Origin of the sequence: Salmonella sp. 2020_1459 (assembly GCF_043847915.1) — a bacterium.
GTDB classification, from domain to species: Bacteria; Pseudomonadota; Gammaproteobacteria; order Enterobacterales; family Enterobacteriaceae; genus Salmonella; species Salmonella enterica.
In genome coordinates, this window is the sequence record NZ_JBCMFA010000006.1 from 254,626 (window position 1) to 275,891 (window position 21,266).

The following is a 21,266-nucleotide window of genomic DNA, read 5'->3' on the forward strand; positions in this document are numbered from 1 at the left end:
AGCGCCAGAGTTAATCCAGCCGTCGTTTGGTTTTTAGCCACGTCAGGCCAATAAACATCACCGCCGAGGCGATTAAAAACAGTACGTTAACGCCTAACACGACCGGAATATTGCCGGCCAGAAACAGACTTTGCAGGGTGCTAACAAAATAGCGCGCCGGAATAATATAGGTCACCGCGCGGATCACCGCAGGCATACTGTCTATCTGGAAGATAAACCCGGACAGCATAATCGAGGGTAAAAAGGCGGCGTTCAGCGCCACCTGCGCGGCGTTAAACTGGTTGCGAGTGATGGTGGAAATCAACAGCCCCATCCCCAGCGTACTCAGTAAAAACAGACTGGTGATGATAAACAGAATCACCAGCGAACCGCGATACGGCACGCCGAGAATAAACACCGATACCAGCATACAGAGCAGCATCGCCAGCATACCGAGAAAGTAATAGGGAATAAGCTTACACAGCAGCAGTTCAACACGCGTCACTTCGGTTGAGAGCAGCGCCTCCATCGTGCCGCGCTCCCATTCGCGGGCAACGACCAGCGAGGTGAGGATTGCGCCAATTACCGTCATGATAATGGTCACCGCCCCGGGAATGATAAAATGCTGACTGATCGCCGCCGGGTTAAACCAGTAGCGCGTCTGGACGTCGATGAGCGGTTCAAAGGTGTCGCCGCGATCTTCCGCCCGCTGCTGTTGCCAGATTTGCCAGATGCCTTCCACATAACCCTGAACGAAGTTGGCGGTGTTTGGCTCGCTGCCGTCGGTAATCACCTGAATTGGCGCGCTGTCACCGTCGCGCGCCATTTGCTGCGCGAAATCCACCGGAATCACCACCAGTCCGCGAATGCGTCCGGCCTGCATTTTTTCAATTAATTCATGGCGATTATCGCTAATGGTCGCGTCGATATAGGGTGAACCGGTCATCGCATGAGTGAAATCCAGCGCCTCCTGGCTTTGCTGTTCAAGCAGAATCCCCACCCGCAGCTTGCTGGAGTCAAGGTTAATGCCGTAACCAAAAATAAACAGCAACAGCAGCGGGATCACCACCGCAATCAGCCAGCTACTGGGATCGCGCACGATCTGGCGCGTCTCTTTGACGCACAACGCACGCACGCGGCGCCAGGAGAGAGACTTACTCATGCGTATGCTCCTTATCCCAGTCATTGATGAGAGTGATAAAGGCTTGCTCCATCGTCGGATCGGCCTGTTGCTCATCGGCGGCCTGCGCTTTGAGATCGTCCGGCGTACCGCTGGCGATAAGCTTCCCGCGATAAACCAGTCCGATGCGATCGCAATATTCCGCCTCATCCATAAAGTGGGTCGTCACCATTACCGTGACCCCTTTTTCCACCATGCTATTAATATGCAGCCAAAATTCACGGCGGGTGAGGGGATCAACCCCGGACGTTGGTTCATCAAGGAATAAAATATCCGGTTCGTGCATCAGCGAGCAGGCCAGCGCCAGTCGCTGTTTAAAGCCCAGCGGTAGCGCATCGGTGGGATGTGACGCGATGCTTTTCAGACCAAACGCTTCACTCATGCGCTGAATTTTTTCATTTTGCGCGCGGCCCCGCAAACCGTAGACGCCGGAGAAAAAACGCAGGTTCTGCTCAACCGTCAGGTTGCCGTAAAGCGAAAATTTTTGCGCCATATAGCCCAGATGCTGACGGGCTTTGCCGGAGCTGACTTTCAGGTCCATATCCAGCACCAGCGCCTTGCCGGACGTCGGCACCAGCAGGCCGCACATCATTTTAAAGGTGGTTGATTTACCCGCGCCGTTCGGGCCGAGCAGGCCAAAAATCTCGCCGCGCTGTACGACGAAATTAACATGGTCCGTAGCCGCGAAATCGCCAAATTTTTTCGTCAGTTCCTGCGCTTCAATCACCGTTTCGCCGGCAGTGCCTTCAACCGTATGCAGGATTGAACCCAGCGGAGACTCCGAGGTTCCCGCTCCGCCAAGCAGATCGATAAACGCATCTTCGAAGCGCGGCGCGGTCTCATTGAGGGTGATTTCCGGCATCCCTTCGGCCTGGCGAATATCTGCTGCGGTCGCCTCTTTTTTCAGGATCAGGCGTACCGAACGTCCCTGAATCATGCCGTCGCTCACCTGCGGCAGTCTGAGCGCTCTCTGTAGCAACTTACGGTTGTTTTCCTGTGGACTACTCATCAGAAAGCTACGACCGGCCATCGTTTGCGTCAGCGCTTTAGGTTCGCCCTGATAGAGCAGCTCGCCTTCATTCATCAGCAGCACATCGCGGCACTGTTCGGCTTCATCCAGATAGGAGGTACTCCATAAAATCAGCATCCCGTCGCCCGCCAGTTCGTGGACCATTTGCCACAACTCGCGCCGTGAAATCGGGTCAACGCCAACGCCCGGTTCATCCAACAGCAGCACTTTCGGTTCGCCGACCAGCGTACAGGCCAGCCCCAGTTTTTGCTTCATCCCGCCGGACAATTTCCCCGCCAGACGGCCAGTGAAAGGGCCGAGGGCGGTAAACTCCAACAAACGGGCAAAGGTCTTTTCCCGTATCTCGCCGGTAACGCTGCGTAAATCGGCATAGAGATTAAGGTTCTCCATGACGGTAAGATCTTCATACAGACCAAATTTCTGCGGCATATAGCCCAGAACCGCGTGCAGCTCGCTGTCGTTTTGTATCGGGTCGAAGCCCAATACGGACGCGCTGCCGCCATCGGCTTTGAGCAGGCCTGCCAGCATACGCATTAGCGTGGTTTTTCCTGCGCCGTCCGGCCCTACCAGCCCGGTGACATAACCGGAATGAATGGTACAGTCGAGCGGCGCGACGGCGGGTTTATCCATTCCCGCAAAGCGCTTCGTCAGACCGTGCAGCGTAATAACGGCCTCACTCATGCCGTGCCTCGTCATTAAATTTCACCGTGACTGGCATCCCCTGGCGTAACGCATCGTCCGCATCGGTGACGATAATGCGCAGGCGATAGACGAGATCGGTACGCAGATCCGGCGTTTCGACGGTTTTCGGCGTAAATTCCGCGGTGGGCGAAACGAAACCAATCTTGCCGTGGTAAGGTTTGTCAGGACGACCGTCGGTATACAACAGAATGTCGCGCCCCGGTTGCGTCTGACTGAGGTTGCGTTCATCGACATAGGCGCGCACCCAGACGGGGCGGGTCAGCGAGAGCGTTAATACCGTGCTGCCGGCGTTCAGCATACTGCCAGGCTCGACCGCGCGGGTGAGCAAGGTTCCGTTGGCAGGCGCGATAAGCGTGGTGTCCTGCAAATCAAGCTGCGCCTGCGCCAGTTGGGCCTTTGCCTGTTCCAGGCTGGCTTTCGCCTGGGCGATATCCTGTTCACGATTACCGGTACGGTACTGGCTCAGTTTATCCTGCGCGGACTTCAGCGTCGCCTGCGCCTGATCGCGCGATGAGCGGGCGTTTTCCAGATCGTTAGCGGAAATGGTGCGGCTTTTCCACAATCCTTGCTGACGGTTATAAAAGTTTTGCGCGTAGTCATAGGCGGCTTGCGCCTGTCTGACGGCGGCGGCGGCCTGGGCTATCTCTTCATCGCGATAGCCTGCCAGCATCAAATCATATTGCGCCTGCGCGACCGACACGCCAGCTTTCGCCTGCATTAGCGCGTTTTCGTATGGCGCGTGATCCAGTTCGCCGAGCACCTGTCCGGCTTTGATGGCATCGCCTTCATCAACATTCAGCGACGCCAGCCTGCCGCCGACGCGAAAGCTGATATTGACGGTACGGATATCGACATTACCGTATAGCGTCAGCCCATCGTCCTGCCGACTTTGATACCACCAGGTTCCACCGGCAATCACAGCGACGATCGCTGCGATTGCCAGTCCGATAACGACAGGTTTTTTCATCAGTCCAGACTCCTTTGCGTTAAACCGTGCAGAATAAGATCGATGTGGCAGGTTACCGTCTGGTAAATCAGCTCCGCTTTTTCTTCATCAAACTGCGGCCAGCCGGTACGTAACAGAATAGTTTCTTTGCCGAGACGGAACGCCAGCACTTCGCCCAGTAAGGCATGGGTATGCAAAATCATGCGCGTATCATTGGCGTCGCAGCCGGTATAAGCGGCAACCAATCTTGTCAGATGGGTATGCAACGGATCGATAACCTGTTCATGAACCAATTGATAGGCCGACGTGGGAGAGAGCTGCTCGCGTGAAATAAATTTGCTCAGGTTAACGGTGTCTTCCTGCGTCAGCAGCATAATCATGTTCTTGCAGGCGAGCAGAATGAGCTCGCGTATGGCGTCCCGGTCAGGGGCAGGCTGGCTAAACAGACGTTCCGCTTTTTCAGCATGGGGGCGAAATTTTTCGCCAAGAAAATCGGCAATCCACTGGGCGCAGGCGAGGTATAAATCCTCTTTTGAGCCGAAATAGTAAGTAATGGCGGCAATATTTTGCCCCGCCAGCGCGGCGATATCGCGCGTGGTGGCATGGAGGCCATACTCGCCAAACTGCGCCAGCGCGGCGGCAATGAGCTGACTTTTCGCCTGCTCGCCCTTGGTGGTCGTGGTGGGAATATTCATCACACGCCCTAATTTTTAATCAATCGATTGATTAAGACTATGACTCATAATGGCACTTGTCCAGTGTGGTCGATTAATTTGTCTTTGCTACCTTCCGGGATAATTTATGCGCCGCATCACAAAAACTGCTACACTCCGCCCCTTCATGACATTGTGGTTTTTGTCATTCCAAATTTGAGCATCTCCCTGAAAACTACACCGGCAACGGTCGGGGCGGTCCGGAGTAGTTATGTCTTTTGATTCCCTGGGATTAAACCCTGATATCCTGCGCGCTATTGCCGAGCAGGGTTACCGTGAACCTACCCCTATTCAGCAACAGGCGATTCCCGCCGTGCTGGAAGGCCGCGATCTGATGGCCAGCGCTCAGACCGGAACCGGTAAAACGGCGGGTTTTACCCTGCCATTGTTGCAGCATCTGATTACCCATCAGCCGCATGCTAAAGGTCGTCGCCCGGTGCGTGCGTTGATCCTCACGCCAACCCGCGAGCTGGCGGCGCAAATTGGCGAAAACGTCAGAGATTACAGTAAATATCTCAATATTCGCTCGCTGGTGGTATTTGGCGGCGTAAGCATCAATCCGCAGATGATGAAACTGCGCGGCGGCGTGGATGTGCTGGTGGCGACGCCGGGACGTCTGCTCGACCTGGAACATCAAAATGCCGTGAAGCTGGATCAGATTGAGATTCTGGTACTGGATGAAGCCGACCGTATGCTGGATATGGGCTTCATTCACGACATTCGTCGCGTGCTGGCGAAACTGCCGGCGAAGCGTCAGAATCTGCTGTTCTCCGCCACGTTCTCCGACGACATCAAAGCGCTTGCCGAAAAGCTGTTGCGCAACCCGCTGGAAATCGAAGTGGCGCGCCGCAACACGGCCTCAGAGCAGGTAACGCAGCACGTGCACTTTGTCGATAAAAAACGTAAGCGCGAACTGCTGTCGCAGATGATTGGCCAGGGCAACTGGCAGCAGGTGTTGGTCTTCACCCGCACCAAGCATGGCGCGAACCATCTGGCGGAACAGCTTAATAAAGACGGTATTCGCAGCGCGGCGATCCACGGTAATAAATCGCAGGGCGCACGTACCCGCGCGCTGGCCGATTTTAAATCCGGCGATATTCGCGTGCTGGTGGCGACGGATATTGCGGCGCGTGGTCTGGATATTGAAGAACTGCCGCACGTGGTCAACTATGAACTGCCGAACGTGCCGGAAGATTATGTACACCGTATTGGCCGTACCGGTCGCGCGGCGGCAACTGGCGAGGCGCTGTCGCTGGTCTGTGTTGACGAGCATAAATTGTTGCGTGATATCGAAAAGTTGCTGAAAAAAGAGATCCCACGCATTACGACGCCGGGCTATGAGCCCGACCCGTCGATTAAAGCGGAGCCGATTCAGAATGGCCGTCAGCAGCGCGGCGGCGGCGGCGGTCGTGGACGCGGACAAAATCAGGGGGGAGCGGGGCGCAGTCAGCAGCCGCGACGTCAGGATAGTGGGGCAGCGAAGGCGAAACCCAAACCGCGCACAGGCGAGGGGAAACCCGCTGGCGACAAAGCACGTCCGCCGCGTCGCCCGCGCAGAATCACGCCTGCCCAGTAAATTTTATCCGGCAACATGCCCGGTAGCGCGACGCTTACCGGGCCTACGGACTATGCAAATACGTAGGCCCGATAAGGTGCTTGCACCGTCATCCGGCAAAATACACATCGCGTTGCGAGCCGCCTTCCAGAACCGGTAAAAAAGGTACTTCCCGCCCCTGAAATGTGACACAATAGTGGCTGTTTATACAGTACTTCAGGTTTTCTCATGGCATTGACCGCTGCGCTGAAAGCGCAAATCGCCGCCTGGTATAAGGCGCTTCAGGACCAGATTCCCGACTTTATTCCCCGTGCGCCGCAGCGGCAGATGATTGCTGACGTCGCCAGAACGCTGGCCGGGGAAGAAGGGAGACATCTGGCTATTGAAGCGCCGACCGGCGTCGGGAAAACCCTCTCCTATCTTATTCCCGGTATCGCCATTGCCCGGGAAGAGCAAAAAACACTGGTGGTCAGTACCGCTAACGTGGCGTTACAGGATCAGATCTTTAGCAAAGATTTGCCGCTGCTACGAAAAATCATCCCCGATCTGCGCTTTACCGCCGCCTTTGGCCGCGGGCGTTACGTGTGTCCGCGAAACCTGGCGGCGCTCGCCAGTAGCGAGCCTACGCAGCAGGATCTGCTCGCCTTTCTTGATGACGAACTGACGCCTAACAACCAGGAAGAGCAAAAGCGCTGCGCCAGGCTGAAAGGGGATCTTGACGGTTACAAATGGGATGGTCTGCGGGATCATACCGACATTGCTATTGACGACGATCTGTGGCGGCGATTAAGTACCGATAAAGCCAGTTGTCTGAACCGCAACTGTCACTATTACCGCGAATGTCCATTCTTTGTCGCCCGACGTGAAATACAGGAAGCGGAAGTCGTGGTGGCGAATCACGCGCTGGTAATGGCGGCGATGGAAAGTGAAGCCGTACTGCCGGAACCAAAGCATCTGCTGTTGGTACTGGATGAAGGTCATCATCTGCCCGATGTCGCTCGCGATGCGCTGGAGATGAGCGCGGAAATTACCGCCTCCTGGTATCGCTTGCAACTGGACCTGTTCAGCAAACTGGTGGCGACCTGCATGGAGCAATTTCGCCCTAAGACCACGCCGCCGTTAGCGAATCCTGAGCGACTTAACGCCCATTGCGAGGAGGTGTACGAACTGATCGCCTCGCTCAATGCCATTCTTAATCTGTATATGCCCGCAGCGCAGGAGGCGGAGCACCGTTTTGCAATGGGCGAGTTGCCTGATGAGGTCATGGAAATCTGCCAGCGACTGGCGAAGCTGACCGAGACGCTGCGTGGGCTGGCGGAGTCCTTTCTCAACGATCTCAGCGAAAAAACCGGGTCGCACGATATTGTGCGTTTGCATCGGGTGATTTTACAGATGAACCGGGCGCTGGGAATGTTCGAGGCGCAAAGTAAATTATGGCGGCTGGCTTCGATGGCGCAGTCTTCAGGCGCGCCGGTGTCCAAATGGGCGACGCGTGAAATACGCGAAGGGCAACTCCACGTCTGGTTCCATTGTGTCGGTATCCGCGTCAGCGATCAGCTGGAAAGATTGTTATGGCGCAGCGTACCGCACATTATTGTCACCTCGGCGACACTGCGCTCGCTCAATAGCTTTTCGCGCCTGCAGGAAATGAGCGGCTTAAAAGAAAAAGCCGGCGACCGCTTTGTGGCGCTGGATTCGCCGTTTAATCATGTGGAACAGGGGAAACTGGTGATTCCTCAAATGCGCTACGAACCCACCATTGATAACGAAGAGCAGCATATTGCCGAAATGGCAGCCTATTTTCGTGAGCAACTGGAGAGCAAAAAACATCATGGTATGCTGGTACTGTTTGCCAGCGGGCGGGCGATGCAGCGTTTTCTGGAGCATGTCGCTGATGTGCGCTTACTCCTCCTGGTCCAGGGTGACCAGCCGCGTTACCGGCTGGTAGAGCTGCACCGTAAACGGGTGGAGAGCGGCGAACGTAGCGTGCTGGTTGGGCTTCAGTCTTTTGCCGAAGGGCTGGATCTTAAAGGCGAGCTGCTGACGCAAGTCCATATCCATAAAATTGCCTTTCCGCCGATCGACAGCCCGGTCGTGATCACCGAAGGCGAATGGCTAAAAAGCCTGAATCGTTATCCGTTTGAGGTACAAAGTTTACCAAGCGCGTCTTTTAATTTAATTCAGCAGGTAGGGCGATTGATCCGTAGCCATGCCTGTCGGGGAGAAGTGGTCATTTATGATAAGCGGTTGTTGACCAAAAACTACGGACAGCGTTTACTGAATGCCTTACCTGTTTTTCCGATAGAGCAGCCTGCCGTGCCAGACGTTATAGTAAAACCAAAAGCAAAACCTGCACGCCGCCGACGGCGTTAATGCTGTGAGCACACTTCAAGGAGCTTTCAATGGATTATCGCAAGATCATCAAAGAGATCGGGCGAGGTAAAAATCACGCCCGCGATCTGGATCTGGATACCGCGCGCGGTTTGTATACCCGAATGCTGAATGGCGACGTCCCCGACCTGGAAATGGGCAGTATATTGATGGCGCTGCGTATTAAAGGCGAAGGCGAAGCCGAAATGCTGGGCTTTTATGAGGCCATGCAGAATCATACCATCAAACTGACACCGCCCGCAGATAGGCCGTTGCCGGTCGTTATTCCCAGCTATAACGGCGCGCGTAAACAGGCGAATTTAACGCCGTTGCTGGCTATCCTGCTGCATAAATTGGGCTTCCCAGTCGTAGTACACGGCGTCAGTGAAGATCCGACCCGCGTACTGACGGAAACTATATTTGAGCTGATGGGGATTATCCCCACCCTACACGGTGGACAAGCGCAGGCCAAACTGGACGGGCGCCAGCCGGTGTTTATCCCGGTGAGCGCGCTCTGCCCGCCGCTGGAAAAACAGCTGGCGATGCGCTGGCGGATGGGCGTGCGTAACAGCGCGCATTCACTGGCCAAGCTGGCGACGCCATTTGCTGAGGATGCCGCGCTGCGTTTATCAAGCGTTTCTCATCCTGAATATGTTCCGCGTGTGGCGACCTTTTTTAGCCGCATTGGCGGGCGGGCTTTGCTGATGCATGGTACCGAAGGCGAAGTCTATGCCAACCCGCAACGCTGTCCGCAAATCAGCCTGATTGATAGCCGCGGCGTGCAGGTACTGCATGAGCGCCAGAGCGACACGTACGACGAGCCGCTTTCACTGCCTGCGACTAAAGATCCTGAAATCACCGCGCGCTGGATTGAGCGCTGCCTTGCCGGCCACGAGCCGGTGCCGCAATCATTAAAAACGCAAATGGCCTGTTGTCTGGTTGCGACGGGAGAGGCGGCGACGTTAGAAGACGGGCTTGCGCGCGTCGAACAGGCTTTTAGCGAATAAAAAAAGCCCGTCCAGTGACGGACGGGCAAATAAGGGTAACAAACAGGGTTAATGAGGGTTGGAGCAGTGGGTCTGTTGGCAAACAGACGAGGGTAATACCCGTCAGAATTCAAACAACAGCGATGTTACAGCCTGAAATCTGGCGGGCAGGTAAATTATTTATAAATCACCGCAGTGCCGCTCATTTTGTCATTACCTACGGCGGAGGTGATGTTATAAGCGCTTGCGCCAGCAGCGGCGGCTTTTTCAGCCAGTTTAGCTTCCAGGCCATCCAGCGTGGTGGCGCCATCGGCAGACACTACGCCGATTTTATGCAGGTTTTGCGTCTGAGACGCGCTAACCGGTTCTGCGGCAAAAGCGCCAAAAGAAAGGGTGGAAAGCGCGATGGCTGCAACAGCATATTTAATGGTTTTCATGATTAATCTCTCGCAGGTTATTCTGTTTATGGGACGATGTTCCGTCGATGTGATGAGTATCACGGTTTTTTGCGAAAGATAAAATCGAATAGAATTGACTGCCTTGCTCAAAATTTTTGAATGACAAATAACCTATTGATTATTAATTAATTCAACGGTTGAATTTACCTTTCTTGTCATCTGGCTTTACAGAGTCGAGGTTAACGGCACATTCTGCGACGCAGAACGCTAAAAAGCATGAGCGTAAAGGAATGGATAATACTGGCGGTTTCGGTAAAGAAAAGTCAGCGTAACTGGCTGTCTTTTGAACCTCTATGATTATATCCTGAAAATGTTGCGTTATGTAAATCTTTCTCCTGTTGGCAGGCTATGCATAACCGAACGCCCGGCACGGCTTTACGCCGCGCTTCAGGGATAGGATCGCCGCAAGATTCGCATTCATCGCGACTTTCGCCGTGGGGAAGTTCGCCGCGAGCGCGGGCAACGGCATCTTCAATGGTATTGTTGATTTGTTCATTCACTGCGTCGTCATTTGCCCAGCAGGATGCCATCACGCTCTCCTGATTTTAGGGTACCTGAGGTTAAGTGTAGCGCCGTCAGGCGAAAAAATCGCATCGCGCGGCCTTTTCAGACCATGAGCAGAGCCAATGTCATTCAGAGAGCCGATCAAACGAGCGAGGCAGGGAATTCGCGGTGGTATATTTACCCCGTGGCGTTATACGGGTATCTTACGCCGCTGCTAAAAGGAGAATGCCATGTCCGCCCAGAAACCGGGGTTACACCCGCGCAACCGCCATCAACACCGTTATGATCTCGCCGCACTGTGTCAGACCACGCCGGAATTGACGTCCTTTCTTATCCGCACGCCCGCCGGTGAACAGAGCGTTGATTTTGCTAATCCGCAAGCGGTAAAAGCGCTCAATAAGGCATTGCTGGCGCATTTTTATGCCGTCACACACTGGGACATTCCGCCAGGGTTTTTATGTCCGCCGGTGCCTGGTCGTGCGGATTATATCCATCATCTGGCGGATCTGCTTGGCGAAACGACAGGGAGTATTCCGGCGCAGGCAACTATTCTGGACGTGGGCGTGGGCGCCAATTGTATTTATCCGCTTATCGGCGTCCATGAATATGGCTGGCGATTTACCGGTAGTGAAGTCAGCGACGCAGCGATGTCCAGCGCGCAGGCTATCATTCAGGCTAATACGGGGTTAAGCCGCGCCATTCGTCTGCGTCGGCAAAAAGATCCGGCGGCCATTTTTACCGGTATCATTCATAAAAATGAATTTTATGACGCAACGCTTTGTAACCCGCCTTTTCACGACTCCGCCGCCGCAGCCCGCGCGGGCAGCGAGCGTAAGCGCCGCAATTTGGGGCAGAATAAAGATGATGCGCTGAACTTTGGCGGTCAACAGCAGGAGCTATGGTGCGAAGGCGGCGAAGTCGCCTTTATTAAAAAAATGATTGCTGAAAGCCAATCCTTCCGCCGTCAGGTGTTGTGGTTTACGACGTTGGTGTCGCGCGGCGAGAATTTACCGCCGCTTTACCGGGCGTTGACGGAGGCTGGCGCGGTGAAAGTGGTGAAAAAAGAGATGGCCCAGGGGCAAAAGCAAAGCCGCTTTATTGCCTGGACCTTTATGGATGACGACCAGCGTCGCCGTTTTATCACCCGTAAACGCTAAATCGTCGGTTCGCGCGGCGGCAGCGAATCAGGCGACGGGCCGCCGACGGGGGCGGGCAGAACCTGATACGTTTGCACCGGCGCGCGCACATTAGCCAGATCAAAATGCTTTTTCACCTGGCTATCAAGGGCAAAACGCACCGTCCACTGCTTGAGCGGTAGCGTGGTGAACGACACGCGTAAAGTAAACGCCGTGTTCGTTAAACTGACAATACCGGCGAACGTGGGTTCGCCGATAATCAGCCCGCGAATATCCTCCGTCTCCATCAGCGCCGTTACCGCGTCTTTCAGCGCCTGATTCGCTTTATCCGCATCCTCATGGCGATCCACGTCATAGTTGGCGACAACAGAGCCGATACCGCGCACAAAGTTGGCGAAAGTGGTGATCGAGGACCACGGGATAATATGGTATGCCCCGGTATCCTGCCGCACGCCGACGGAACGAATCGACATTCTTTCGACCGTCCCCGTCAGCGGGCCTATGGTGACTAAGTCGCCGGTATTCATCCCGTTTTCAAACTGAATAAAGACGCCGGTGATAATATCTTTCACCAGGGTTTGCGAACCGAAAGAGATAGCCAGACCTAACGCGCCCGCGCCAGCCAGCAATGGCGCGATATTGACGCCGATTTCCGATAACACGATCATGATGGTTATGGTACTGATAATCACTGCCAGCGCATTGCGGAACAGCGTCAGCAGCGTGCGCGTGCGGGCGCTGGGTAGCGGGCGGCCATGAATATCGGAGGCCAGACGATTCTCAATCAGACTGGCGAGGATCGTCCATCCCACGGCGGAGAAGAATAAGATTAACGCGATACGGATGAGGATATCGACCATCTTTTCCCCCGCGCCATAATGTAGCCAGTGCCAGAAATCGAATAGCCCCCAGGCGTTGAGCAACAGCATAACGGCGACGCAGACGGTCAAAAAGCGTGCGACTTTTAGCGCCGAGGAGAGCCAGCCGTTAAGCCGCTTTTGTAATTCCGGGTAATTGCGCTGCGTATGGGGCGACAGGGTGATGGTTTTCGCTATCCAGCGGGTAAACATACCGGAGATAAACGCCGCGATGCCAATAATCGCCAGACTGCGCACGGTCGCGCCCATCATAAACTTCAGGCTATTGCCTGGGTCGAATAACGAGAAGAAAAACAGCACGATAAAGTAAGCGCTGGCCAGCCAGTGCCACACCAGCGCAAAGGCGCGGATAAACAGGCTAAAAAAGGCTAATGATCGTTCCGCCAGACTTAATAAATGTTGCGTAATCTCCGCTTTGTTTTTAAAGATCAGGTACAGCGCCCAGATGGTGATGCAGAGCATGATCGCCACATTAGCCATCGCGCCAACCTGAACATTCACCTGGTTGGAAATAATCGGAACGGCAACAATTAGCCCGTAGCCAATCAAACTGCTAAGGGAACTCATACGGCGATTCCAGTAACGCGCTGTCGCATCCTGAATCGCGAATGGGCGTAATTCCGGTACATTAGGGCAAAAAATAAGCCGCAGAATCGCTTTAAAGAACTCTATCAGCGCGAAGGCATTCAGGAACAGGCTTTGCTGAAAAGCGATAGTTCGACTTCCCGCATGGAAATTATCACTGAGCATCTGACCGATAAATAAGGTGAGCGCCAGTAGCAGCAGGTCGATAATAAACGCGCCGACGATCATCGCCGGGAGCTGTAACCAGTTGCTGCGTTCACGGTTTTTCTTGCGCGCCCACAGGCCCATTTTTCGATATAACGGCAGGGCGCAAAGCCGTATCACGCTATAAAAACCAAATACCGCGACGGCCAGAAATAAAAAGTGGGTTAACGCGTTGGTGAAGGTTTGCGAGTTAAACGGTTTGTGCGGCGCATCGGTGATGTTGCGATAAAGCTGGGCGAAACGGGTAGCGAAAGCATCGCCGTACTGACGGGTAACGGTGGTGACGTTCTCCAGTACCGTTTTCTCATCTTTGGCCGCAGGCGGCGCAAGCGCTGGCGCCGGCTCGGTCGGCGGCGTGGTTGAGGCTTCGCGGAGTTGCGCTATCAATTCGTTACGTGAAGCCTCGTTCTCCAGTACGTCAGCCAGGGCCGCATAGGCCGCTTTTTTTTGTTCAGGACTGGGCTCTGGCGCTGCTTGCTGGCTGGTTGATGTCCCCGTGGTCACGCCGGGTATGGCGACCGCATGGGCAGGCGCGCCCAGTAGACAAAAAAGGATGAACAGGGTCCACCGCATGACTCCTCCAGTGAGAAAAGAGACGCAAAACACTAAGTATAGATGGCGCAGGGGAGGGAAAATGAAATGGGACTATTCCATGATGCCCTTCCTGCCGCAGGGCAGGAAGGGCGATATTTCAGGAGACGTGCTGTAAAAATTCCTGTAAACGTGGGCTTGGCGGGTTTTCGATCAACGCCTGCGGACTGCCATCTTCGGCAATACGGCCTTTATCGATAAAAATCAGCCGTGAGGCGACTTTTTCGGCAAAGCCGATTTCGTGAGTGACAATGACCATGGTCATGCCTTCTTCCGCCAGATCCTGCATGACTTTCAGCACTTCATGGCGCAGTTCAGGGTCCAGAGCGGAGGTTGGCTCGTCAAAGAGCATCATTTTCGGCTTCACTGCCAGCGCTCGGGCAATGGCGACGCGCTGTTGTTGACCGCCGGAAAGCTCGGAGGGGTAGTGGTGCGCCCGTTCCGCCAGTCCAACTTTCGCTAATAGTGCTTTCGCCTGTTTTTCCGCTTCTTCTTTCTTTACGCCGCGTACGCGCAGAGGACCGAACATTACGTTTTCGAGCGCGGTCAGATGCGGGAACAGATAAAACTGTTGAAACACCATGCCGGCTTCCTGGCGAATCAGCCGTTCGTCTACTTTAGGATCGTTGACTTTCAGACCATCGACAATCAGATCACCGGAGGTGATCTCTTCCAGTTTATTGATACAGCGTAATAACGTGGATTTACCCGAACCGGAAGGGCCGATAATCACAACCACTTCGCCCTGACGGATGTTTAAATCAATGTTATGCAGCACCTGGGTGGGGCCAAAGTGCTTGGAGACGTTTTTAAATTCAATCACAGGATTTTCATCCTTCTTTCAAGACGACGCAAAATAAAGCTCAGCACCAGCGTAATGATCAAATAGAAGACGGCCACGGCGCTCCAGATTTCCAGGGCGCGAAAGTTACCGGCAATAATTTCCTGGCCCTGACGGGTCAGCTCGGCTACGCCGATAACAATAAACAACGAGGTGTCTTTGATGCTAATGATCCACTGGTTGCCCAGCGGCGGCAGCATACGGCGCAGAGCAAGCGGTAAAATAACATGGCGGATGGTTTCCCGGCGAGAAAGGCCCAGCGCCAGACCCGCTTCGCGAAAACCTTTGTGAATGGATAATACTGCGCCACGAGTAATTTCCGCGATATAAGCGCCGGAGTTAATCATAATTGTCACGACCGCTGCGCTGAATGGATCAATACGCAAATCATTAAATGCCATCGGCAGGGCAAAGTAGATAAACATGACCTGGACAACGATGGGCGTGCCGCGAATAATTTCAATGAAAACCAGGGCGATGTGGTTGGCGAACCAGCCGCCAAACGTACGGGCAAAACCTGCCGCCAGTCCAATAACCAGGCCGCCAGCCAGACCGAGGACCGAGATCCACAGAGTCATTTTAGCGCCCTCAAGCAAAAGCGGAATGGCGGGCCAGATGGCGCTCCAGTCAAACTGCATATGTCGTTCCTGTTACCGTGGTGTAAATAGTCAAATGCTCTATCCGGCGCGGAAATGGCGTGAAAGTGTCTTATCCGTCACGGAAAAGAGCTGTAGGCCCGGTGAGCGTCCTCACTACCGGGCCACAAGCCAACATCAGGTCGTTTTATTTAGGTTCTGTACCGAACCATTTTTTGTAGATTTCGTTATAGGTGCCATTCTCACGCAGCGTTTTCAGCGCGCCGTTGACTTTCTCGCGCAGTTCATCGCTGCCTTTCGGGAAGGCAACTCCGTATTGCTGTGCTTCCAGCGATTCGCCTACCGCCTTGAACTGGCCGTTGCCTGCGGTTTTGATAAAGTACAGGATGTTCGGCGTATCGTGCAGAACAGCGTCTGCGCGGTTGGTGCCTAATTCCATGTACGCGTTATCAATGTTCGGGAACTGACGCAGGTCTTTGGTTTTGATATTCGCTTTCGCGTAATCCACCGACCCGGTTCCGCTCTTCACGGCAACGACTTTGCCATCGAGGTCTTTAACGCTTTTAATGTCGTTATTGTTGGCTTTCACCATCACGAGCAGACCGCTTTTGTAATAGCCATCGGAAAAGTCGATCGCTTTTTTACGTTCGTCCGTAATCGTAATACCCGCCAGCGCCAGATCGATATTTTTGGTTTGTAATGCCGGAATAATGCCGCTGAAATCCATCGGTTTCAGGGTGTAGTCCAGCTTCAGTTCTTTCGCGATAGCGTCCCACAGATCAACATCAAAACCGACGTATTTGTCGCCCTGTTTAAATTCAAACGGAACGAACGCCGTATCGGTTGCCACAACGAGTTTCTTATCCGCGGCGTGCGAAGACACCGCAAAAGCCAGGGTAAGTGCAGCCAGTGAAACTTTTAATAGAGACTTCATAGCATTTCCTTTTCTATCCACGGGGCGATCCCCTGCGAGAACATGTAGCGTAATGAAAAAATCATGCCAATTATGTAACTCATTGTTTTAACAGAAGCGTCACTCATTCCTGTGCACAATAAGTCGGGCAAAACCAGTATACCGCACCGTTTTGGGGCACTGATTTAGTGCATGAATAACAAAGTAGAGATACAGGGTCTATTTAGCGTAAAAATTGTTGTTAAAACAATCTTTAATTAACGATTGTGTGATGTAATTATTACAAATAATTCACTTTTATCGGAGGGGAGTACAAGACGTGTGCACTAATTAAGTGCAAAACCCCTGTGCCAGGCAGGGGTATAGGGATGACTTATATACCTGTGTACATCAAGTTGCAGGTGCGTTCGCTTCAGTGACCGACGGAAGTCAGGCTTCTGCGGATTCGCTGCGTTTGTACCTTCCTGCAACTCGAAGTATTCAGGGTAGAGATAGATTTATTCGATGTTGGATTCGATAAACCACAGGAATTTATCGAGGTCGCGTGATGCGGCGGTAAAGATATCGGCAGTGTCTTCATCTTTGGCTTCACCGATAGCTTTGCGAACATCATTAGCGACAACAGCGTAGCGATCGGCCAGTTCTTTTAAGTGATCCTGCACGTTATGGATGTCGAGCGGATAGCTTTTCAGTGGAGTTTTGCTGTTGATAACTTGCGTGGTGCCTAACGCCACACCGCCAAGCTGTACGGCGCGCTCGGCCATAGTATCCAGATGATCGGTCAGTGCGGTACGGAAGCCATCCAGCATCTCATGAACGGCAATAAAGTTAGCACCGCGCATGTTCCAGTGGGCCTGTTTCGTGATCAGCGACAGGTCAATGAACTGGATCACCTGACGATTAAGCAACTCAACCGTCGCTTTTTTATCGCTCTCTGATACATCGTTACGGGTATAAAGCAGATTAGACGCTTTTGTTTTTACCAGTTTAGCGGTACTCATAATCTCATATCCTCTTGATGTTTGTGTCCCAGGTAATTAACGAAAATAAGTATAGCACCGGTTTTTAACTTTGCTTTTTTGAATTTACCTATCACTTTAATAGTACAGACAAGATTTAATATTTATTATGATTAAAAATCAATTAGTTAGATGAGTTTGCTGTTTGGTGGGTAATAATTCTCATTTTAATGTAAAAAATGAGAAAAAATATGACAAAAAATGACGAAGTAATAGCGCAATAATAAAAGGTGAATAACGAGGTGATATTCTGCATGATTATGCACATCATGCAGAATAAGAAACTATTTTACGTCAACTTGTTTAATTTGCGGTTCGCGTCGAATCGTTAGGGTAGATCCCATTGAAGCGGCAATGATGGCGCACAGGGCCAGGATTTGTATGCCCGTAAGCGTTTCGCCCAGAAAAATCATCCCGGAAACGGCGGCCAGCGCGGGTTCCATGCTCATCAGCGTACCGAAGGTGCGGGTTGGCAGGCGCGTCAGCGCAATCATTTCCAGTGAATAAGGCAGCGCCGTAGAAAGCACAGCGACCGCTAACCCTAAGGGAAGAATCGACCAGTGCCATAGCGCATCGCCAGCCTGAACTGCGCCAATCGGCACGAAAATGATGGCGGCAATCAGCGAGCCTACCGCCACCGTGGCCGGACCATGTTCCGCGCCTGCTCGCTGGCCGGTAAGAATATAGACAGCCCAACAGGCACCAGCGCCGAGCGCTAACGCGGCCCCGGTAAGATCGACGTGAGACATATCTTGTCCTAATGGCAGCAGGAACCAGAGTCCAAGCACAGCCAGTACGACCCAAATAAAATCTACCGGACGCCGGGATGAAAACAGCGCGACCGCCAGAGGGCCGGTAAATTCCAGCGCGACCGCAATACCCAACGGCACCGTCTGAATCGACAGATAGAATAGATAGTTCATCCCGCCCAGCGACAGACCATAAAACAGTAAAGGCAGCCGCTGCTCTTTGGCAAAATGCAAACGCCAGGGTTTGAAAAAGGCGATAAGGATAAGCGTTCCCAACGCCAGACGAAGCGCCGTTACACCCGGCGCGCCGACAAGAGGAAATAACGATTTTGCCAGTGAAGCGCCACTCTGAATAGAGGACATGGCAATGAGCAAAACCAAAATGGGCAACCAGACTGGTAGTTTACGTGTTGACCCCGGCATCCTTTCTCCTGTCAAAAAATGTCAGTACGAGTAAAGGTGGCAGTGTAATGGAAATTCCCCGGAGCGGTTGAGGATTCGTTGAAAAAAAATTTCCAGGATTCCATAAAATGAACTTAAATTGATGGATAAATAGACTGTTAGTTTAGGAATAATCTGGATGAATGTATCGCGCCACACGCGCATTATTGGTGCAATCAGCCGGAAAAGTGATGTTAATTGAATAAGATAGCGCGATATGGAAACGTTCTGTTACATGAAAGGCGCCCTTAGACACCGTGAATCGCAAAGAGTTTCCCATTAATTTTTGATATATTTAAAACTTAGGACTTACTTGAAGCACATTTGAGGTGGTTATGAAAAAAATTGCATGTCTTTCAGCACTGGCCGCTGTTCTGGCTTTTTCCGCAGGTACTGCAGTAGCTGCTACTTCTACCGTTACCGGTGGTTACGCTCAGAGCGACGCGCAGGGCGTAGCGAATAAAATGAGCGGTTTCAACCTGAAGTATCGTTACGAGCAGGACGACAACCCGCTGGGCGTAATCGGTTCCTTCACCTACACCGAAAAAGATCGTACTAACGGTGCGGGCGATTACAACAAAGGTCAGTACTACGGCATCACTGCCGGCCCGGCTTACCGTCTGAACGATTGGGCGAGCATCTACGGTGTAGTCGGTGTGGGTTACGGTAAATTCCAGACGACCGATTACCCAACCTACAAGCATGACACCAGCGATTATGGCTTCTCCTATGGCGCTGGTCTGCAATTCAACCCGATGGAAAATGTTGCTCTGGACTTCTCTTACGAGCAGAGCCGTATTCGTAGCGTTGACGTTGGCACCTGGATTGCTGGCGTAGGTTACCGCTTCTAATCACGTCGGTGAAAATGAAAAATCCGCCTTTCGGGGCGGATTTTTTTTGCCTGAAACGTGCATTATTTTAGTGAAAAAATATCGCTGCCCAGATGGTTATAGTCCACTTTCTGTAATTTGAAATTGGTGATATAAACGGGCCCGGTTTTCTGTTCCGAAATAAATCGATAGCGATTTTTGATCTCTTTAGCGCTAATTCCTGTCCATTGCGAGAAAAAACTCAGGAAATCGTTCGCGGAACGGCGAGCTTTAATGATCCGATGCGCTTTACTGTCGCTGGATAGCACCATAAACGGCACCTGGAAGTTTTGCTGGAATTTGTCGTCATGCGCCAGGTACTGTACCGCTTTGCCGCGTTCTTTAAACGCCAGCCCGTGATCGGAGAAATAGACGAGCGAAAAACTGTCGCCGCTATGACGAAGCTGAGTATAGAGCTGACGGAGCAAATTGTCGGTTTGCGTCATGGTGTATAAATAACAAGACGTCTCTTTCGACTGGACAAACGTCGCGTATTTTCCCTGAGTACGGTCGCAGGCCTGGGGATGCGATCCCATTAAATGCAACACAATCAACTGCGGTTGCGTGCGTTCTGTCGCCAATACCTGCGCCGTCATGGTTAACAGCGCGTCGTCGCGAGTATTTTTATCCGCTTCAAAATCGCCGTTTTTCAGGAAATGCGCTTCATCGGCGCGTTTGGCGATACTGGCGATGGCCGTGTCGTATTCGCCGATTTGCCCCTGATTGGAAAACCACCATGTCTGAAAACCGGCGCGGTTAGCCAGCGTGACGAAATTATCCTGATACTGTGGTTTGTTAACCACCACGCGATTGAGCGTTAAACCGAGCGATTTTTGCGTTGAGCCGCTGGCGGCGATGTAATCCATAAAGAAGTCGCCATTCACATGGCTGGCGAAGGGGGTATTATCCCAGTGGCCGCCGAAAGCGCCCATGGCATCCCGTCGCGCGCTTTCACCAATCACCACGACATAGATGTGATATCTGGGTTTCACCGCAGTAACCGTCCAGCTATCTTTTATGCCGGATAGCTGCGCCATACGGTGCTGCTCTTCAATGACTTCGTTGTTATTGACGATAACGTCTTTGGCGAAGCGAAAAACCGGATAGCCGGTATCAATAACCTTAAAAACGCCGCCCCAGGCCAGATTTTGTATCGGCGCGACGAAAAATGCCGCGACGCTGATCAGCAGGCACAGGCTGTCGAGGCTATTCCAGCGCGGCCTGACCTCTTCTTTTCGGCGGCGAAGCGCAATAATACCCAGCGCAAAAATAAAAAGTCCGGTCAGGTAGCTATACCACGGGAAGATGGTCAGGATTTCGCTCGACTCTTCCATATTGGTGGAGTGCAGCGCCAGCAGCGTATTAAAGTTCGGCGCGCCGTAAGCCTGGCCAAAGGGAAAATAGCAAGCGGCTACCAGCGAACAGATGCCGAGCAGCGCTTTTTGTCCGCGGGGCAGGTAGCGCCAGAGCAGCAGCAACAGGCAGGTAAACGCCGCGGTATAAAGCAGGCTAAAGGGGTAGCCGAGCGCGAGGTTAATCAGCAGCGACTGTAAAAAGTAGAGGCCCGCCCATGGGCTTACCGCCCGACGACGGGCGAGAAGTGAATCGATAAGGGTTGAATTCATATGCCACTATTGCAAAAACGCCATGTGCTAACCCTGGCGCGAAGGGTCATTACCTGCCTGATTATGCGTAAAAAAGGTATTGGGTTCGCAACGGCGAGTCGCAAAATATTCAGGGCTGCCAGAAGATAGAGCGTGCGGGTAAGAAGGTCAACCGCCGGAAAGAAAATGTTTTGCGAAGAGAATAGCAAAATCACAAAAAAACAGGGGAAATGGGCGCCATTTCCGTTGAGGATGCAAAATAAAGCGGCGTACCGCACCGCCGCGTTATTTCGTGGAAGGGTTATCCTGTTCCGGTTTGCCGTTGATCATATCGCACAACATAGAGAGCAGCATTAACCGGACTTTAAAGGGAGAGTGACTGAACACGCGTATACACCTCTTAAATTCGTTCATAAA

Annotated in this window: 19 protein-coding genes; 5 read left to right on the forward strand and 14 right to left on the reverse strand. The window is 52.8% G+C overall.

Annotated features, from left to right (window positions below):
- Positions 1-10: 10 nt before the first annotated feature.
- From ACH0VJ_RS16820 to cecR, 4 genes are read right to left on the reverse strand one after another with little or no spacing between them, the layout of a single operon-like run.
- Entirely contained in the window at positions 11-1,141 is a 1,131-nt protein-coding gene (locus tag ACH0VJ_RS16820; protein ID WP_000045765.1) for an ABC transporter permease, read from the reverse strand.
- Positions 1,134-2,870, reverse strand: a complete 1,737-nt coding sequence (locus ACH0VJ_RS16825; protein WP_001287616.1) for an ATP-binding cassette domain-containing protein — start codon at positions 2,868-2,870, stop codon at positions 1,134-1,136. Before ACH0VJ_RS16825 ends, ACH0VJ_RS16820 begins: the two co-directional genes overlap by 8 nt.
- Positions 2,863-3,858, reverse strand: a complete 996-nt coding sequence (hlyD, locus tag ACH0VJ_RS16830) for a secretion protein HlyD (protein WP_000743431.1) — start codon at positions 3,856-3,858, stop codon at positions 2,863-2,865. Before hlyD ends, ACH0VJ_RS16825 begins: the two co-directional genes overlap by 8 nt.
- Positions 3,858-4,532: a transcriptional regulator CecR gene (gene cecR, locus ACH0VJ_RS16835; protein ID WP_001025254.1), complete on the reverse strand. Its 675-nt coding sequence runs from the start codon at positions 4,530-4,532 to the stop codon at positions 3,858-3,860. The genes hlyD and cecR overlap by 1 nt, the downstream gene beginning before the upstream one ends.
- Positions 4,533-4,761: 229 nt before the next feature.
- Between cecR and rhlE the strand changes: the two genes are divergently transcribed.
- From rhlE to ybiB, 3 genes are all read left to right on the forward strand, one after another.
- A complete protein-coding gene (gene rhlE / locus ACH0VJ_RS16840; RefSeq protein ID WP_000007059.1) occupies positions 4,762-6,126 on the forward strand; it encodes an ATP-dependent RNA helicase RhlE in 1,365 nt (454 codons plus the stop codon).
- 207 nt (positions 6,127-6,333) lie between these two features.
- Entirely contained in the window at positions 6,334-8,478 is a 2,145-nt protein-coding gene (gene dinG / locus ACH0VJ_RS16845) for an ATP-dependent DNA helicase DinG (protein WP_001218630.1), read from the forward strand.
- A gap of 29 nt (positions 8,479-8,507) precedes the next feature.
- Positions 8,508-9,482, forward strand: a complete 975-nt coding sequence (gene ybiB / locus ACH0VJ_RS16850) for a DNA-binding protein YbiB (protein ID WP_000386494.1) — start codon at positions 8,508-8,510, stop codon at positions 9,480-9,482.
- A gap of 155 nt (positions 9,483-9,637) precedes the next feature.
- Here ybiB and ybiJ read toward each other — a convergent pair whose 3' ends face one another.
- Together ybiJ and ACH0VJ_RS16860 are read right to left on the reverse strand one after the other, a co-directional pair.
- Positions 9,638-9,898, reverse strand: coding sequence for a DUF1471 family protein YbiJ (gene ybiJ, locus ACH0VJ_RS16855; RefSeq protein ID WP_000849089.1), 261 nt, complete (start codon positions 9,896-9,898; stop codon positions 9,638-9,640).
- A gap of 284 nt (positions 9,899-10,182) precedes the next feature.
- Positions 10,183-10,449: a DksA/TraR family C4-type zinc finger protein gene (locus ACH0VJ_RS16860; protein WP_000135445.1), complete on the reverse strand. Its 267-nt coding sequence runs from the start codon at positions 10,447-10,449 to the stop codon at positions 10,183-10,185.
- A gap of 204 nt (positions 10,450-10,653) precedes the next feature.
- Between ACH0VJ_RS16860 and rlmF the strand changes: the two genes are divergently transcribed.
- Positions 10,654-11,580 carry a 23S rRNA (adenine(1618)-N(6))-methyltransferase RlmF gene (gene rlmF, locus ACH0VJ_RS16865; protein WP_001275962.1) on the forward strand — a complete coding sequence of 309 codons (927 nt, stop codon included), beginning with the start codon at positions 10,654-10,656 and terminating at the stop codon, positions 11,578-11,580.
- On the opposite strand, the gene ybiO is transcribed toward rlmF, so the two are convergent.
- The 6 genes from ybiO to rhtA form a co-directional block, all read right to left on the reverse strand.
- Positions 11,577-13,799 carry a mechanosensitive channel protein gene (gene ybiO / locus ACH0VJ_RS16870; RefSeq protein ID WP_001267705.1) on the reverse strand — a complete coding sequence of 741 codons (2,223 nt, stop codon included), beginning with the start codon at positions 13,797-13,799 and terminating at the stop codon, positions 11,577-11,579. The genes rlmF and ybiO overlap by 4 nt on opposite strands.
- Positions 13,800-13,917: 118 nt before the next feature.
- Positions 13,918-14,640 (reverse strand): glutamine ABC transporter ATP-binding protein GlnQ, encoded by a 723-nt coding sequence (gene glnQ, locus ACH0VJ_RS16875; protein ID WP_000569093.1) that lies wholly within the window; start codon positions 14,638-14,640, stop codon positions 13,918-13,920.
- Positions 14,637-15,296, reverse strand: a complete 660-nt coding sequence (gene glnP / locus ACH0VJ_RS16880; protein ID WP_001159076.1) for a glutamine ABC transporter permease GlnP — start codon at positions 15,294-15,296, stop codon at positions 14,637-14,639. Before glnP ends, glnQ begins: the two co-directional genes overlap by 4 nt.
- A 145-nt stretch (positions 15,297-15,441) precedes the next feature.
- Positions 15,442-16,188: a glutamine ABC transporter substrate-binding protein GlnH gene (glnH, locus tag ACH0VJ_RS16885; protein WP_000838671.1), complete on the reverse strand. Its 747-nt coding sequence runs from the start codon at positions 16,186-16,188 to the stop codon at positions 15,442-15,444.
- Positions 16,189-16,664: 476 nt separating this feature from the next.
- Positions 16,665-17,168: a DNA starvation/stationary phase protection protein Dps gene (dps, locus tag ACH0VJ_RS16890; protein ID WP_000100805.1), complete on the reverse strand. Its 504-nt coding sequence runs from the start codon at positions 17,166-17,168 to the stop codon at positions 16,665-16,667.
- Between the two features lie 302 nt (positions 17,169-17,470).
- A complete protein-coding gene (gene rhtA, locus ACH0VJ_RS16895; RefSeq protein WP_001119551.1) occupies positions 17,471-18,358 on the reverse strand; it encodes a threonine/homoserine exporter RhtA in 888 nt (295 codons plus the stop codon).
- Between the two features lie 353 nt (positions 18,359-18,711).
- Between rhtA and ompX the strand changes: the two genes are divergently transcribed.
- Entirely contained in the window at positions 18,712-19,227 is a 516-nt protein-coding gene (ompX, locus tag ACH0VJ_RS16900) for an outer membrane protein OmpX (protein WP_000716763.1), read from the forward strand.
- Between the two features lie 62 nt (positions 19,228-19,289).
- On the opposite strand, the gene ACH0VJ_RS16905 is transcribed toward ompX, so the two are convergent.
- Both ACH0VJ_RS16905 and mntS read right to left on the reverse strand, forming a co-directional pair.
- Positions 19,290-20,870: a phosphoethanolamine transferase gene (locus ACH0VJ_RS16905; protein WP_001089323.1), complete on the reverse strand. Its 1,581-nt coding sequence runs from the start codon at positions 20,868-20,870 to the stop codon at positions 19,290-19,292.
- Positions 20,871-21,134: 264 nt separating this feature from the next.
- Positions 21,135-21,263 carry a manganase accumulation protein MntS gene (gene mntS / locus ACH0VJ_RS16910; RefSeq protein WP_001001755.1) on the reverse strand — a complete coding sequence of 43 codons (129 nt, stop codon included), beginning with the start codon at positions 21,261-21,263 and terminating at the stop codon, positions 21,135-21,137.
- Positions 21,264-21,266: the final 3 nt, after the last annotated feature.

Excerpts from the sequence above, each read along its gene's own strand:
- ACH0VJ_RS16820 (WP_000045765.1), bottom strand. The coding sequence starts at position 1,141 with ATGAGTAAGTCTCTCTCCTGGCGCCGCGTGCGTGCGTTGTGCGTCAAA.
- ACH0VJ_RS16825 (WP_001287616.1), bottom strand. The coding sequence starts at position 2,870 with ATGAGTGAGGCCGTTATTACGCTGCACGGTCTGACGAAGCGCTTTGCG.
- hlyD (WP_000743431.1), bottom strand. The coding sequence starts at position 3,858 with ATGAAAAAACCTGTCGTTATCGGACTGGCAATCGCAGCGATCGTCGCT.
- cecR (WP_001025254.1), bottom strand. The coding sequence starts at position 4,532 with ATGAATATTCCCACCACGACCACCAAGGGCGAGCAGGCGAAAAGTCAG.
- rhlE (WP_000007059.1), top strand. The coding sequence starts at position 4,762 with ATGTCTTTTGATTCCCTGGGATTAAACCCTGATATCCTGCGCGCTATT.
- dinG (WP_001218630.1), top strand. The coding sequence starts at position 6,334 with ATGGCATTGACCGCTGCGCTGAAAGCGCAAATCGCCGCCTGGTATAAG.
- ybiB (WP_000386494.1), top strand. The coding sequence starts at position 8,508 with ATGGATTATCGCAAGATCATCAAAGAGATCGGGCGAGGTAAAAATCAC.
- ybiJ (WP_000849089.1), bottom strand. The coding sequence starts at position 9,898 with ATGAAAACCATTAAATATGCTGTTGCAGCCATCGCGCTTTCCACCCTT.
- ACH0VJ_RS16860 (WP_000135445.1), bottom strand. The coding sequence starts at position 10,449 with ATGGCATCCTGCTGGGCAAATGACGACGCAGTGAATGAACAAATCAAC.
- rlmF (WP_001275962.1), top strand. The coding sequence starts at position 10,654 with ATGTCCGCCCAGAAACCGGGGTTACACCCGCGCAACCGCCATCAACAC.
- ybiO (WP_001267705.1), bottom strand. The coding sequence starts at position 13,799 with ATGCGGTGGACCCTGTTCATCCTTTTTTGTCTACTGGGCGCGCCTGCC.
- glnP (WP_001159076.1), bottom strand. The coding sequence starts at position 15,296 with ATGCAGTTTGACTGGAGCGCCATCTGGCCCGCCATTCCGCTTTTGCTT.
- glnH (WP_000838671.1), bottom strand. The coding sequence starts at position 16,188 with ATGAAGTCTCTATTAAAAGTTTCACTGGCTGCACTTACCCTGGCTTTT.
- dps (WP_000100805.1), bottom strand. The coding sequence starts at position 17,168 with ATGAGTACCGCTAAACTGGTAAAAACAAAAGCGTCTAATCTGCTTTAT.
- rhtA (WP_001119551.1), bottom strand. The coding sequence starts at position 18,358 with ATGCCGGGGTCAACACGTAAACTACCAGTCTGGTTGCCCATTTTGGTT.
- ompX (WP_000716763.1), top strand. The coding sequence starts at position 18,712 with ATGAAAAAAATTGCATGTCTTTCAGCACTGGCCGCTGTTCTGGCTTTT.
- ACH0VJ_RS16905 (WP_001089323.1), bottom strand. The coding sequence starts at position 20,870 with ATGAATTCAACCCTTATCGATTCACTTCTCGCCCGTCGTCGGGCGGTA.
- mntS (WP_001001755.1), bottom strand. The coding sequence starts at position 21,263 with ATGAACGAATTTAAGAGGTGTATACGCGTGTTCAGTCACTCTCCCTTT.